The 13,257-nt window shown below is 74.9% G+C and carries 13 protein-coding genes and 2 pseudogenes; 6 read left to right on the plus strand and 9 right to left on the minus strand.

What is annotated here, in order from left to right:
• Together IF30_RS0138710 and IF30_RS0138715 are read right to left on the minus strand one after the other, a co-directional pair.
• Positions 1 to 602: TerD family protein (locus IF30_RS0138710; protein WP_030247497.1), on the minus strand; the 602-nt coding region annotated here is incomplete at its 3' end.
• 187 nt (positions 603 to 789) lie between these two features.
• Positions 790 to 2,109 carry a hypothetical protein gene (locus IF30_RS0138715; RefSeq protein ID WP_158835897.1) on the minus strand — a complete coding sequence of 440 codons (1,320 nt, stop codon included), beginning with the start codon at positions 2,107 to 2,109 and terminating at the stop codon, positions 790 to 792.
• Between the two features lie 329 nt (positions 2,110 to 2,438).
• Here IF30_RS0138715 and IF30_RS0138720 point away from each other — a divergent pair, with 329 nt between their 5' ends.
• Complete coding sequence (locus IF30_RS0138720) at positions 2,439 to 2,939, plus strand: SsgA family sporulation/cell division regulator (protein WP_051712179.1); 501 nt, start codon at positions 2,439 to 2,441, stop codon at positions 2,937 to 2,939.
• A 59-nt stretch (positions 2,940 to 2,998) separates the two neighbouring features.
• On the opposite strand, the gene IF30_RS0138725 is transcribed toward IF30_RS0138720, so the two are convergent.
• From IF30_RS0138725 to IF30_RS49995, 3 genes and pseudogenes are all read right to left on the minus strand, one after another.
• The gene (locus IF30_RS0138725; protein ID WP_234323007.1) at positions 2,999 to 4,438 is read right to left on the minus strand and encodes a helix-turn-helix domain-containing protein; all 1,440 of its coding nucleotides are present in this window, start codon (positions 4,436 to 4,438) and stop codon (positions 2,999 to 3,001) included.
• 163 nt (positions 4,439 to 4,601) lie between these two features.
• Positions 4,602 to 5,687 (minus strand): M56 family metallopeptidase, encoded by a 1,086-nt coding sequence (locus IF30_RS0138730; protein WP_030247505.1) that lies wholly within the window; start codon positions 5,685 to 5,687, stop codon positions 4,602 to 4,604.
• A 230-nt stretch (positions 5,688 to 5,917) separates the two neighbouring features.
• Positions 5,918 to 6,283, minus strand: a pseudogene (locus tag IF30_RS49995) (BlaI/MecI/CopY family transcriptional regulator); the annotation flags it as partial.
• Between the two features lie 144 nt (positions 6,284 to 6,427).
• Here IF30_RS49995 and IF30_RS0138740 point away from each other — a divergent pair.
• The 5 genes from IF30_RS0138740 to IF30_RS0138760 all read left to right on the plus strand — a co-directional run bounded on the left by IF30_RS0138740 (position 6,428) and on the right by IF30_RS0138760 (position 10,425).
• Entirely contained in the window at positions 6,428 to 7,096 is a 669-nt protein-coding gene (locus IF30_RS0138740; RefSeq protein ID WP_037902750.1) for a DedA family protein, read from the plus strand.
• A complete protein-coding gene (locus tag IF30_RS0138745; protein WP_051712181.1) occupies positions 7,093 to 7,767 on the plus strand; it encodes a phosphatase PAP2 family protein in 675 nt (224 codons plus the stop codon). The genes IF30_RS0138740 and IF30_RS0138745 overlap by 4 nt, the downstream gene beginning before the upstream one ends.
• A gap of 185 nt (positions 7,768 to 7,952) precedes the next feature.
• The gene (locus IF30_RS0138750; RefSeq protein WP_030247512.1) at positions 7,953 to 8,468 is read left to right on the plus strand and encodes a pyridoxamine 5'-phosphate oxidase family protein; all 516 of its coding nucleotides are present in this window, start codon (positions 7,953 to 7,955) and stop codon (positions 8,466 to 8,468) included.
• Positions 8,469 to 8,617: 149 nt separating this feature from the next.
• A complete protein-coding gene (locus IF30_RS0138755) occupies positions 8,618 to 9,739 on the plus strand; it encodes a TIGR03364 family FAD-dependent oxidoreductase (protein ID WP_030247518.1) in 1,122 nt (373 codons plus the stop codon).
• A gap of 11 nt (positions 9,740 to 9,750) precedes the next feature.
• Positions 9,751 to 10,425 carry a phosphonatase-like hydrolase gene (locus tag IF30_RS0138760; protein WP_030247521.1) on the plus strand — a complete coding sequence of 225 codons (675 nt, stop codon included), beginning with the start codon at positions 9,751 to 9,753 and terminating at the stop codon, positions 10,423 to 10,425.
• A gap of 77 nt (positions 10,426 to 10,502) precedes the next feature.
• Here IF30_RS0138760 and IF30_RS0138765 read toward each other — a convergent pair whose 3' ends face one another.
• The 4 genes and pseudogenes from IF30_RS0138765 to IF30_RS44335 form a co-directional block, all read right to left on the minus strand.
• The gene (locus IF30_RS0138765) at positions 10,503 to 11,075 is read right to left on the minus strand and encodes a hypothetical protein (protein WP_158835900.1); all 573 of its coding nucleotides are present in this window, start codon (positions 11,073 to 11,075) and stop codon (positions 10,503 to 10,505) included.
• Between the two features lie 184 nt (positions 11,076 to 11,259).
• Positions 11,260 to 11,820: a hypothetical protein gene (locus IF30_RS48395; RefSeq protein WP_158835903.1), complete on the minus strand. Its 561-nt coding sequence runs from the start codon at positions 11,818 to 11,820 to the stop codon at positions 11,260 to 11,262.
• A gap of 27 nt (positions 11,821 to 11,847) precedes the next feature.
• On the minus strand, positions 11,848 to 12,432 hold the full coding sequence (locus IF30_RS42675) for a cell division protein SepF (RefSeq protein WP_051712183.1): 585 nt from the start codon (positions 12,430 to 12,432) through the stop codon (positions 11,848 to 11,850).
• A pseudogene (locus IF30_RS44335) lies at positions 12,429 to 13,257 on the minus strand (hypothetical protein); the annotation flags it as partial. The gene IF30_RS42675 and the pseudogene IF30_RS44335, both read right to left, overlap by 4 nt.

Below are 13,257 nucleotides of genomic sequence, written 5' to 3' on the forward strand. Positions count from 1 at the left end.
GGGGAGGGGAGCTGGAGGGTGGGGTCGGCAGGGGTGCCGGCCGGGGCGGGCACCGGGGGTGCGCTCGGGGTGGCCGGCGCCTGGGGCGGGGCGGCCGGGGAGTCGTCGACGCTGACGCCGAAGTCGGTGGCGATGCCCGCGAGGCCGTCGGCGTAGCCCTGGCCGACCGCCCGCACCTTCCAGGCGCCGTTGCGCAGGTAGACCTCGACCACGATCAGCGCGGTCTCCAGGCCGAGCCGGGGCGGGGTGAAGGTGACCAGGACCTCGCCGCTGTCGGCGTCGCGGACGGTGGCGGTGGGCTCCATCCCGGCGAAGGTGGAGGCCTGGTCGGCCGGGCTGGCGGTGACCACGATCTTGGTGATCTCCGCCGGGACGGCCCGGGTGTCCACGGTGATCGCGTCGGGAGCGCCGGCGGCGCCGGGGGTGGCCGGGCGGTGGCTCACGCCGGGGCCGTTCGGGGCGTTGAAGAAGACGAAGTCGTCGTCCGAGCGGACCTTCCCGGCGTCGGTCAGCAGCAGACCGGAGACGTCCAGCGCCTTGGGCGCGCTGACCTCGACGGTCACTCGCGCGGCGGTCAGCGGTGCGTTGCCGCCTTGGGTCAGGACGGTGGGCACGGACTCCTCCTCGGGTGCGGAACGGCGGCCCCGGGCGGGGGCCGTTGGCGGCCCGGCCGGGTGCTGCCCACAGTAACGAACGAGGGTGCGCAGATGCGCCCGTCGGGGCAGGTCAGCTGTCGGATCGTCGGACAGTTGAGACCTTGTCACAGCGGGCCGCCGGGCGGCCCGGCCGTCAGCGGGGCGCGGGGGCCGCCGGGGCGGCCGGCAGGCCGGGCGCCGGGACCACGTCCGGGGCCCCCGGGACTGGCTGCCACGGGACTGGCTGCGACGGGGTGGGCAGCGGCGAGGCAGGCTGCGACGGGACTGGCTGCGACGGGGTGGGCCGGGGCGTGGCGGTCAGTGGCGGGACGGGGCCGAAGGCGCCGAGCGCGGCGACGGCGCGCGGGTGCTGGATGGCGAAGGCGGAGGCGCTCCAACTCTCCGCCGGGGCCGCCTTGCGGGGCGCGGCCGGGTCGACGGCCGGGGCGTCGGTCGGGCGGGTGCCGCGCACGCCGAAGGTGTAGTGGCCGGGCCGGACGTCGGTGCCGGGCGGGGTGGTGAAGCGGTAGACCAGGATGCCGCGCTCCTGCTGGGCCGTGACCGCGGCGCCCGGCAGGTCGGTCCAGGCGGCGCCGGTGCCGGGGGCCGACTCGCCCGGGGCGAGCCGGAATTCCGCCTGCAGTGCGGTGACCGGCTCGGTCACGGTGAGGCCGAGTTCGTGCCGCAGGCCGTCGCGGCCGAGCGCGGCGACCAGGGGGACGCCGGACAGGGCTTGGTCGGCCCCGGGGTCCGCCGGGCCGGGGTCCGCCGTGCCGGGGGCGGCCGGGTCGCCGCCCGGGACGGTCGGAGCCGGACCGGCGCCCGGGACGGTCGCGGCCGGCGGCGGTCCGGGGCGGGTGGACACGGGCGGCTTCAGGCCGGGCGCGTTCGGCGACTCGCCGGGCACGGGCTGGTCGGCGGCCGGGGTCTGCGGCTGGGCGGCGGGGGAGGGCCCGGCCGGCGCCGGTGCGCCGGCCTCGGTGCCGGCGGGGTGCGCCCCGGAGGACGGGGTGACCGGTTCGGCCGCGGCCTGGCCGCCGACCGGGCCCGTCGGGACGGTCGGCCGGGTGCCGGGCGGGGTGGCCGCGACCGGTGCCGCCCCCGAGGGGCGGGCCGACGGGAGGGCGGACGGGCGGCGCGCCGGGGGCCGGGCGGCGGACGGGCCGGTGGCGCCGGAGGTGGCGGTCGAGGGCTGGTCGGAGACCGCCTCGGCCTGGTCGGTGGCGCCGGGGGTGGGCGGCGGGGTGGTGCCGACCCGGGCCACGCCGGCCCGACGGCCGATCCCCTGCTGCTCGTTGAGCAGGAGGGTGGTGGCGATGCTGATGCCGACGACGGTGGACATCGCCATCGCGGCGCCGGAGAAACGCAGGGTGGGCAGTCGGAAGCGGCCGCCGAACGGGCGCGGCCGACCGTGCCGACCGTGCCGTTCGGGCTCGTGCCGCACGTCCCGCCCGGTGTCCTCGCGCACAGCCACCGGAACCCTCCCTCCCCGAAGCCGCCGTCGCGTCGCCGTATTCTCCCACGCACTGCCGGCGGGCCCGGCTCCGGCCGCCGGGGGCCGGTCCGCCGCGGGCCCGCGCCCGGGAGGGGGAGAGCGTACCAGCGAGCGGTCGAACCGTGGACGGTTCCCGGCCGTTTCCCGGACATCCGTTCGACGCAGCGGAATTGACGTACCGTCCGGCGCGAGCGGCTGGGGCCCGGTGGCCGCCGGACCGGGGTTGTTGCAACCCCCTTGCAACTCTTGCCCGCCCGGCGCGGGTGGCTCAGGCTGAGGACATCCCGCGCCCTCCCGGAGAGACCGTCATGTCGCCCGACCCGCTGTCCGCAGCCTCCAGTGCACCCATCGCCGCCACCCCCACGGGCGGCGATGGGGAGGGCTCCACCGCCGCTCCGGCGGCGGTGGAGGAGGTGCTGACGCTGCGGATCTCGCTGGGCGAGGAGGTGGTCGGCGAGGTGCGCACCCGGTTCCGGTTCGACGCGGCCCGCCCGTACGAGGTCCTGCTGACGTTCCACCTGGGGCGCCCGGACGAAGCCGACTGGGTGTTCTCGCGCGAGCTGCTCCGCGACGGCCTGTGCGGGTTGAGCGGCCAGGGCGACGTCAAACTGTGGCCGGCGTACTGCCCGTGCCACGGCTCCACGCTGCACCTGGCGTTCGAATCCCCGCACGGCAGCGCCCTGCTGGAGGTTTCCAAGCCGCGGGTGCAGTCCTGGTTGGACCGCACCTACGCGCTGGTCTCCGAGGAGCGGGAGCGTGACTGCGGCCCCACTGACGCCCAGTTGGCCGCCCTGCTCGCGAGCGGCTGAGGGCGGGCGTCGGCGGAGCGGCCGGTGCAGGTCGGTGGGGCGGTTCGGTGGAACGGCGGTCAGCGGCCGGGCGCGGTGCCCCCGGGTGCGTGCGGCGGCGGGGCGGGCGCGGTGCCGGGCAGCCGCGCCGCCCCCGTGGCCAGCGCGGCCCGCAGTCGCCGGACGGCCGGGGCCGACGAGGCGGGCAGCAGGTCGTACGGGTCCTCCGGCCCGTCCACGGTGACCAGCACCGACTCGGCTATCCGGTACGGCCGGTGGGCCAGCAGACCGCCCAGGTAGCGGCGCAGCCGGGACAGCTCGGCGCGGACCGTCACGGTCCGGCCCGCGTCGCCGAACAGCGCCTCGGCGAGCTGGGCGGCGGTGCTGCCCTCGCGGCCGGTGGCGAGCAGGAGCAGCAGTTCGGCGTGGCGCGGGCTGAGTGGGTGGGACCAGGCCCCGGCCGCGCCGCGGACGGACAGCTCGGGGCGGTCCGGGCGGCGCAGGTCGAGCCGGAGCCGGGCGCCCTCGGCCTGTTCGGCGCTCACGGTGCCGGCGCCGTCCTGCTCGGGCGAGCGGACCGGGCGCACCAGCCAGCCGTCGGCGAGCGGTTCCAGCACGCACTCGCCGAGGCCGGGCACCCAGTGCACGGCGGCCGGGGCCCAGCCCTCGCTGGGCACCCGCAGCCGGTTGGGCGGCGGCAGTCCGGCCGCGGCGGCGGTCCAGCCGGCCGCGTCCACGACCAGGGCCGGGCCGCCGACCCGGGCGAGCAGCGGGGCGGCCAGGGTGCGCAGCTCGTGCAGCGCCTCCAGCCGGCGGGCGCGCAGTTCGGTCTCGGCGAGCCGGGCGGCGGTGGCGGTGAGCTGGAGCAGGTACGGGCGGATGCTGTGCGCCGGGCCGCTCAGGTTGACGGCGCCGACCAGCTGTCCGGTGCCGGGGTCGTGCACGGGGGCGGCCACGCAGGTCCAGGAGTGGTGGCTGCGCAGGTAGTGCTCGGCGGAGTGGACGTGCATCGGGCGCTGGGTGCGCAGGGCGACGGCTATGCCGTTGGTGCCGACGCTCTCCTCGGTCCAGCGGGCGCCGGTGATGAAGCCGATCCGGTCGGCGCTGCGGCGCAGGCCGCGCTCGCCGTCCTGCCAGAGCACGTGGCCCTCGGCGTCGGCGACGGCGAGGATCAGCGGGGCCGCGCCGGTCGGTTCGAGCAGGGTCTGGCGCAGGACTGGCATGACTGCGTCAAGCCCACTGGCGCGGCGACGCCGCTCCACCTCGGCCGGGCCGAGCAGGGCGGTCGCGGCGCCGGTGTCGGGGTCCAGGCCCAGGCGGCGCAGCCGGGCCCAGGAGTCGCCGATCTCGGGGCGGGGTTCGAGCAGGCCCGGCGCGCCGGCCTCCTCGGAGGAGGCGGGTTCGGCCGGCCCCCGGGCGGCGGCGTCGGTGAGGGTGCGCTCGTGGACCCTCGTCAGCTCCGCAGCGGTCGGCGGGTTGCGGCGCTCTGGTCGTCGGGACTGCCGTCCGGTCTGCCGCACTCGTTCCGCTCCTCGCCGCCGTTCGAGGTCGCGTCGGGGCCGACGCGCTGACGAAAGCGTACGGGTGCGGTGGGCCCGTGGGGACGGGGTCTGCCAAGTCGGAATACCGGCCGGTACGCAGGCGCGGGCGGGGGCGTCGACGCGGGGGCGGGCGCGGTGCGGCTCAGTGCTGCGCGGCGTCGCCCTGCTGTGCCGCCTCGACGGTGCGGTGCAGGTCGGCGGTGGCCTCCAGGGTGGCGGCGGTGCTCAGGGCCAGGCAGACGGCCAGCGCCAGCGCGACGGCCCGCAGCCGGGTGCCGGGGGTGACGGCCGGGCGGGGCTGGAGCAGCGCGGCGACCCGGCGCGGCACCGGGCCGGAGTGGGCCGCCGGGGCCAGCCGCGGCCGGTCCGGCCGGGGGGAGCGGCTCGCGGCGAGCGCGGCCCGGCCGACCGCCCGGGCGGTCACGGCGCGGTCGCCGACCCGGGCCGCCGCCACCTCGTCGGCCCAGCGCTCCAGGTGGTACCCGAGGGGCGTTCGCAGCGCGCGGAGCGCCGGGTGGACCCCGGCGGCGTGCTCGGCGAGGGCGAGGAAGACGTGGTGGCGGGCGGCCAGGTGGGCCCGCTCGTGGGCGAGCAGGGCGGAGCGCTCGGACCCGCTGAGGGCGCGCAGCATGCCGGCGGTGACCACGATCCGGCCGGGCTCGGCCGGTCGGCCGGGGCGGCGCAGGCGGCCGGGCAGGGCGAAGGCATCGGCGCGCTCGTCGTCCAGGACGGTGAGCGGGGGTTCGGGGAGGCGGAGCGGGAGCCGGAGCGGGGCCAGAGCGGACCGCAGTCGGCCGGTCCACCGCTCCGGGAGGCGCGAACGGCGCACGGAGGCGCGCGGGGGGCGCATGTCCGGATGCTGGTCGCCGGGCGGGAGGGCGGCCCGGGCGGTGCGCAGTTCCAGCCGCCGACGCCGGGCGGTGCGCGCCGCCAGCACGGTCACGACGGCGAGCGTCAGGGCGGCCGCGGCGGCGGCGAACGGGGCGTCCGGCGCGGCCGCGGTGAGCCACGGCAGCGAGAGGTGGCCGAGGGCGGCGACCGGCGGCAACTGGAGCAGCCCGGCGGCGGCGAGCAGGCCCAGCGAGCAGAGCGTGCCGCAGGCCAGGACGGCGGCGCTGCCGGCCAGCGTCCAGGCGGCGGTCCGGGGCGACAGCGCCTCGGCGAGGCGGCGGGCCAGCGGGGCGGCCAGGAACGGCAGCAGCAGCGGGGCCCAGACGGCGATCAGCATCGGTCGGCCGCTCCGGGCGTGCCCGGCTGCGGCACACCGGGCTCCGGCGCACCCGGCTCCGGGGCGACCGGGCCCGGGCGGGCGGGTGCCCCGGCGGCCGGCGTCCCGGTGCCTGGCGTCCCGGCGTCGAGGGAGTCGGTGCCGAGGGGGTCGGTGCCGAGGGGGTCGGTGCCGAGGGGGTCGGTGTCGAGGGGGTCGGTGCCGAACGCCGCGGTACCGAGTCCGGCCGTGCCGTCGCCGAGCAGGTCGCGCAGCAACTGCTCGTCCTCGGCGGAGAGGTCGGAGACGAAGCGGGCCAGCACGGTGGACCGGTCGGCCTCGCGGCCCAGTTCGGTGTGCATCCGGCGGGCGGCCAGCCCGGCGGTGTCCTGGACGGTCGGGGTGTAGGCGTAGGCGCGGCCGGCCCGGGTGCGTTCGACCGTCCCCTTGTCGTGCAGCCGGGCCAGGATCGTCGCGATCGTGGTGCGTGCGAGGTCTCCGCCGAGCGCCGCCTGGACGTCCTGCGGCGTCATCGGCTGCCGGGCCGACCAGAGGGCGGCCAGCACCTCGGCCTCCAGCTCCCCGGCGGGCCGGCGGGCGGACGGTACGTCGGGCATGGCGGCGTTTCCTCCAAGTTTCGTCTACAGTCACGTAGACCGTCTACGCGACTGTAGACGGTCGGGGTGTGTTCCGCCGCGCACCACCGGCCCGGGCCGGTTCCGCGCAGAACCGCCCCCCAACGTACGGGAGGTCCGCCGGCATTGCTCCAGTTCCCCGTCGATCCGGCCGTTCACCTCGCGGTGAACCCGCTGGACGCGTCCTCACTGCTCGCCGCGTTCGGCGCGCTCGGCATCGCCGTGGTGCTGTTCGCCGAGACCGGCCTGCTGGTCGGCTTCTTCCTGCCCGGCGACTCGCTGCTGTTCACCGCCGGGCTGCTGTGCGTGCCCGGCGTCACCCAGGGGCCGCAGCTGGAACTGTGGCAGGTGCTGCCCGCCGCCCTGGTCGGGGCGCTGGGCGGGGCCCAGGTCGGCTACCTGATCGGCCGGCGCGGCGGGCGGGCACTGCTGCGCCGCACGCAACGGCGAAGCCTGCTGGAGGGCGTCGAACGGGCCGAGGAACTGCTGGCCAAGTACGGGCACGGCAAGGCGATCGTGCTCGCCCGCTTCATCCCGGTGGTCCGAACGGTGCTCAATCCGCTCTGCGGCGTGCTCGACGTGCCGGTCCGCTCGTTCACCGGCTGGCAGGTCGCCGGCGGCGCCGTCTGGACGGTCGGCGTCGTACTCGCCGGGTACGGCCTCGGCGCGTCGGTACCCGGCATCGACCGGTATCTGCTGCCGATCATCGGTCTGGTAGTAGTTGTCTCCGTGCTCCCCATTGTTCTCGAACTGTTCCGCGCCCGTAAGGCGCCCCGTCACGGAGGTGACATGTGACGCCCTCCCGAGCCCTGGCCGTCTACGACGGCAGCGGTATCGACGGCAGCCTCTACACCCGCGTCAACGGGTGGGCGCAGTCGGCCCCGCACTGGCTGGACGACCTGATCAAGGTCTGGTCCGCGTTCGGCCTCGGACTGTTCGCGCTCTTCATGCTCTGGGCGTGGTGGCGGGCGCGCGGCGCCGACCCGGCGGTCATGGCCAAGGTACTGGCCTCGCCGGTGATCGTGGTCATCGCGTACGGCGTCAACTCGGTGCTCAAGGGCCTCGTCGAGGAGATCCGGCCCTGCGCGCAGATCCCCGGCAGCGTCTCGCTGGAGACCTGCCCGGGCACCGGCGACTGGTCCTTCCCGAGCAACCACTCGGTGATCGCCCTCGCCGCCGCGGCCTCGCTCTGGTTCGTCAACCGGCGGCTCGGCTGGATCGCCGGACTGTTCGCGGTGCTGATGGCCGCCTCCCGGGTCTGGGTCGGCGTGCACTACCCGCACGACGTGGCCGTGGGCGCCCTGGTCGGCCTGCTCGTCGCGGTGGTGCTCGCGCCGCTCGCCGGACGCTGCGGACCGCTGGTCGACCGGATGCGCTCCGGCGCGCTGCGGCCGCTGCTCGGGCCGGGAGAGCTGCCGGTGGTGGCGCCCGCCTACTCGTCGCCGTACGGGGCGCAGCGGCACTGATCCCGCCGATCCCGCCGATCCTTCCGATCCAGCGGATCCCGCCGATTCCGCGGCCCTTGTCGGGCCGGGGTGGCGGGTAGAGCATGTGAGCCGGGTGTGGGGCCTCCTCCGGAGGCGCCCGCCCGGCTCAGTCGTGCTCGGGGCGCGAGGGGCGCCGCGGGACGTACCGGCGGAGGGAGTGCCGAATGCCGTACAGACTCGACATCACGCAGGGGGACTGGCCCGGCGACCTGCTGCACAAGGGCGTCGAGGGCCTGCTCGCGGAGGCCATGGTGCTCACCCTCGCCACGGCCGGCCCCGAACACGGGCCGCACGCCAACCTGGCCTTCTTCGCCTACGACGACGACCTCGTCCTCTACTTCGTCAGCGAGCGCTCCACCCGGCACAGTCACCACCTGGCCGAGGAGGCCCGGGCCGCGGCCACCGTCTTCCTGCCGCCGCCCGTCTTCGGCGAACAGCTGCGCGGGCTGCAGCTGACCGGCAGCGCGAGCGAGGCCTGGGGGCTGCAGGCGGAGGCGGCGCTGGCCGCGTACCAGGGGCGCTACCCCGGTTTCGCGCAGGACGAGGACGTCCGGCGCCAGTTCCTCACCGGAGGCGGGGCGGCGGCGCTGTACCGGTTCCAGGTGGAGGAGCTGACGGCGGTGGACGAGCCCAACTTCGGGCGGCGCAACTACCTGCGGGCGCGCGTGACGCGGGCCTAGCCGCCCTGGTCGGCGCCCTGGCCGACGCTCCGGCCGGCCCGGCCGCCCTGGACAGGGTCGGCATGTTGGCTATACAACTTTTCGGGTGGTTCATTCACGGGACGGCGATCCGACGCCCCCCGGACACCTGGGAGCACGAGCGTGGCCGCATGAGAGTCATCGTCGTAGGAGCAGGCGTGCTGGGCACCATGCACGCCTGGCAGGCCGTCGAGCGCGGCCACGAGGTCGTCCACCTGGAGCGCGAAGCCGAGGCGCGCGGCGCCTCGGTGCGCAACTTCGGCCTGGTCTGGGTCAGCGGCCGCGCCCAGGGCGAGGAACTGGACACCGCGCTGCGCGCCCGCGAACTGTGGGAAGGCATCGGCGCCCGCGTCCCGGACCTCGGCTTCCGCGCCAACGGCTCGCTCACCGCGATCCGCACCGAAGCCGAACTCGCCGTCGCCGAACAGGCCCTCACCCTGCCCGACGCCGCCGCCCGCGGCTACCGGCTGCTCGACGCCGCCCAGACCCGGGCCGCCGCCCCCGCCCTGCGCGGCAGACTCCTCGGCGCCCTGCGGTGCGACCGCGACGCTGCCGTCGAACCCCGCACCGCCCAGCCCGCGCTGCGCGCTGCCCTCGAAGCCGGCGGCCGCTACACCTACCTGCCCGGCCGCGAAGTCCGCGACGTGATCGGCGAGAACGCCGTCCGCGACGACCACGGTGACACCCACACCGGCGACCTCGTCATCCTCTGCACCGGCGCCTGGCTCGGCGGCCTCGTCCGCGAACTCGCCCCCGACCTGCCCGTCCGCCGCGTACGCCTGCAGATGATGCAGACCGACCCGCTCGGCGAAACCCTCACCAGCTCCGTCGCCGACGGCGACAGCTTCCGCTACTACCCCGCCTTCGCCGGCACCGCCCTCGACCGGCTGCGCGAGACCCAGCCGCAGCCCGCCATCGCGGCCGAGCACAAGATGCAGCTGCTGATGGTCCAGCGGCGCGACGGCGGCCTCACCATCGGCGACACCCACGAATACGACCAGCCCTTCGGCTTCGACGTGGTCGAGGACCCGTACGACCACCTCGTCGGCGTCGCCGAGGAACTCCTCGGCCGCCCGCTGCCGCGGATCCGCCGCCGCTGGGCCGGGGTCTACGCCCAGTGCGTCGACACCACCCGGGTCGTCCACCGCGAGCGCGTGCGCGACGGCGTCTGGCTGGTCACCGGACCAGGCGGCCGCGGCATGACCTGCTCACCGGCCATCGCCGAGACCACCGCCGAACTCGCCAACCTGTAAGGAAAGTTGCCGTGACACCCGACATCCGACTGGTCGTACTCGACATGGCCGGCACCACCGTCGCCGACGACGGCCTGGTCGAGCAGGCCTTCACCGCCGCCGCTGCCGCACTCGGCGTCGACGCCGCCGGCCCGGACTTCGCACCGATGCTGGCCCACGTCCGCGCCACCATGGGCGAGTCCAAGATCTCCGTCTTCCGGCACCTGTTCGGCGAGGAGGAGAAGGCCCAACGGGCCAACACCGCCTTCGAAGCCGCCTACCACGACCTGGTCGACGCCGGCCACTGCGCCGCCCTGCCCGGCGCCGCCGAGGCCATCGCCGAACTCCGCGACCAAGGCCGGAAGGTGGTCCTCACCACCGGCTTCTCCCGTGCCACCCAGGACCGCATCCTCGACGCCCTCGGCTGGCAGACCATCGCCGACCTCACCCTCTGCCCCGCCGAAGCCGGCCGCGGCCGCCCCTACCCGGACCTCGCGCTCACCGCCCTCCTCCGCACGGGCACCGACTCGGTGCGGCAGATCGCCGTCGCCGGGGACACCGGCTACGACATGCTGACCGGCACCCGGGCGGGCGCATCGGTGGTCGCGGGCGTCCTCACCGGCGCCCACGACGAGGCCCGGCTGCGCGCCGACGGCGCGACCCACGTGCTCGGATCCGTCGCGGAACTGCCGGCGCTGCTGGGCTGAGGGGCTGCCGGGCCGAGGCGCTGGGACGCTGACGGCCCGTGAGTGGGCAGGAAGTCGGCCGGGCCGACTTCCTGCTCCTACGCCGGGCGTGGCGACCCGACAGCCGTGCGGCTCCGCAACCGGGTGGCCTGGACACCGAGATAGCCGACCCCGGCCATCAGCACCGCGTTCAGACCGGCGGCGATCGCCAGGTCCCGCGCCAGGGCGAGATCCTCCGGGCGGTGCACGGCCGCCCGGCCCCCCGGGTCGTACCGGACGGTCACCCGGTCGCCGACGGCGAGCGCATGCAGGCCCAGCGTCAGCCAACCGAGCCGCACGCCCCCCTCGCCGGCCACCTCGTACGTCGAACTCGGATGCTTGCCCGCCGGCTGGTCACGCGCCGACGTGACCAGCGCAGTGGCGTCCACGCCGGACAGCCCCAGGATCACGTCGTCCCGGGCGAGCGAAACCGCCGCGGTGGTCGCCCCACCCAGGGCCAGACAGAACACCGCCACGAAGCACCCGAGCATCCGGCCGGCCAGCCTGACCAGAGCCACCGTCCAGCCGACCACCAACACCGCACCGAACACGAACGTGGCGAACGCCCCCAGATAGGTGCCCGCCAGCACCAGCCCCACCGTCCCGCCCGGCACGGCGAGCACCAGCCCCACCGTCTGCCGGTACCTCCTCAGCCAGCCCATGGCACCCCCGTCGTACATCCGATCGAAGGGGAACGCTACGCCGTGCCGCGAGCACCCCCTGACCGGGGAGCCTCAATCGGGTGGGACGGGGACTTCGTCGGACCCGAGGAGGAGAAAGGCGTAAACCTTCGCCAGAAGGGCCGGGGGCCGTGCCTCAGTGGCCTTCTGTCCGTTCCAGAGCATCCAGAACATCCAGAGCATCCAGAGCATCCAGAGCATCCAGAGTCTCGGGGTCGAGGGCGACGGCGGGTTCCGCGGAGATGTGCCCACGCCAGGGCCTGATCGGTACTCGTCGGCCGGCGAAGTCGAAGGCCCGGCTCTCGTCGGCGATGACCTCTCCGCCCCGTTCGTACATGAGGATGAGCGGCTCGAACGGATCCGGCAGGTCCGGTAGTCGTACACCCGGGGCGTCCCCCAGCGTTGCCCAACGTACAGCCGCGCGGCAGCCGTTCTCGGTCGAGATGCCGCCGATGTGCTCCTCGATGCAGTCCTCAAGTCGCTCGGCGACCGCAGGATCCACCCGGACCTCCGGGGCGAGGGCCCCGGCGAGGTCGAAGAACGGCCACCCCGGCGGACCACCCAGCAGGTCGGCCCAGAGCGAGGCCCGGCGGAGGTATTCGACCATCAGTCGGGACCTGGAGGCCGCGTGCGCGTTGCGTTCTGCCGGCTTGGTCCACTTGATGGCGGCCAGGCGGTCCGTCATCGCCGTGCTCATGCCGTGGCGGCTCTTTCTCCGGCGGGGTCAGCCGTGGTTGGTCGACTGGTTGCTGCGTTCTGCCAGTGCGTTGATTTCGGCCCACTTGCGCGCGTCCAGCGAGTCGAGGGCTTCGTCGGACAGCTCGACGGCAGGGGTCGGGGAAAGGTGCATGCGCCAGTTGCCGCGCGGCACCATGATCATGCCGAAGTCGATGAAGCCGTTGGCGAAGGAGAACCCGACGCCACCGCGTTCGTAGAGACGCAGCAGGGGCTCGTAAGGGTCCGGCAGCGGCGGCAATTGCACCCCTGGCGTGCTGGTCAGGGCGGCCCACTGGACGGCCGCCGAGCCGCCGTCCATGGCGTACGACGAGCCGCAGGCGTCGTCAATGAAGTCCTCGATGTCCGCGATCACCGCGGGGTCGGCGCGGATGTCGGGGTTCACGATTTCCGCGAGGTCGACGAAGGGCCACCGTCGAGGTTCCCCGTAGGCGTTGATCCAGAGTGCGGCTCGCCGGAAATACTCCTGCATCAGCGCGGCGCGCGAGTAGCCCTTCTCAAAGGCCTCGCCGGGCGACTTCCAGTTGACGGCCTTGAGGCGATCAACCATCGACTGCACAGCGTCGGAACTCACTTGATGTCGTGACCTTTCGCGCGAAGATGGGATTTGATCGCGTCGACCAGGACATCGAGATTCGAGAGGTCGTCGGCGATCGGAATGGGCGGAACCTCGATCCCGTACGTCTTCCAGACCTTGAGCGAACTGAGCATGCCGTCGGTCGTGAAGTCGAGCGTATCAAAGCTCCGCGGTGCCAGCTGGTGGGCGCTGAAATGATCGGGCAGGACGTTCGGTCTCGCGCCGTCCCAGCAGTCCGGATGGCTGGGCAAGTACGGGAGGCCGGCCTCGAAGAGCTTGGCCTCCACGTACTCGTGAGCGATGACAGCGCGGAGGATATCGACGTCCGCAGGTTTGTGGAAGCCCTTCACCGCAGCGTTCCAGCGTCGCGCGATCTCCCAGTCGGGTTCGAAATGGACGTCTTTCATGGTGTTTTCTTCGCCGGGGCCGACGGGGACGTCGTGGCGTTTCACCATGAGATTGTCCTTCGCGATGTCGACGATTCGGGGGTCGACACCCGTTTCCTTTGCCACCTCGATGACATCGTCGCTTCTGCCGCGGTATTCCTCATAGAGTTTCACGGCGCGGAGGTCGATGCCCGAACCTCCTCGGTCGACCACATACGGCGATCCGGATTCTGAGATCCACGGTTCGGGAGCTGCCCCGTCCTTGCCCGAGAAGCCGTTCGCCTCGGCCCCGGAGAAGCCGGGGCGGCGCTTCGGGGTGCTGCTCCCTGGTGCGGCTGCGCCGCCGACGGCGCCGAGGACGAGGTCCAGCGGCATGACGGGGCCGGTCTGGAAGGCGGCGTCGTAGCCGTAGGCGAGGCCGGCGCCGGTGACCATG

This window comes from Streptomyces sp. NRRL S-350 (assembly GCF_000719705.1).
Classification (GTDB): Bacteria; Actinomycetota; Actinomycetes; order Streptomycetales; family Streptomycetaceae; genus Kitasatospora.

Bases quoted from the DNA above. Each gene is read 5' to 3' on its own strand.
- IF30_RS0138720 (WP_051712179.1), top strand. From the start codon at position 2,439: ATGTCGCCCGACCCGCTGTCCGCAGCCTCCAGTGCACCCATCGCCGCC.
- IF30_RS0138730 (WP_030247505.1), bottom strand. From the start codon at position 5,687: ATGCTGATCGCCGTCTGGGCCCCGCTGCTGCTGCCGTTCCTGGCCGCC.
- IF30_RS0138750 (WP_030247512.1), top strand. From the start codon at position 7,953: ATGCCGTACAGACTCGACATCACGCAGGGGGACTGGCCCGGCGACCTG.
- IF30_RS0138755 (WP_030247518.1), top strand. From the start codon at position 8,618: ATGAGAGTCATCGTCGTAGGAGCAGGCGTGCTGGGCACCATGCACGCC.
- IF30_RS48395 (WP_158835903.1), bottom strand. From the start codon at position 11,820: ATGAGCACGGCGATGACGGACCGCCTGGCCGCCATCAAGTGGACCAAG.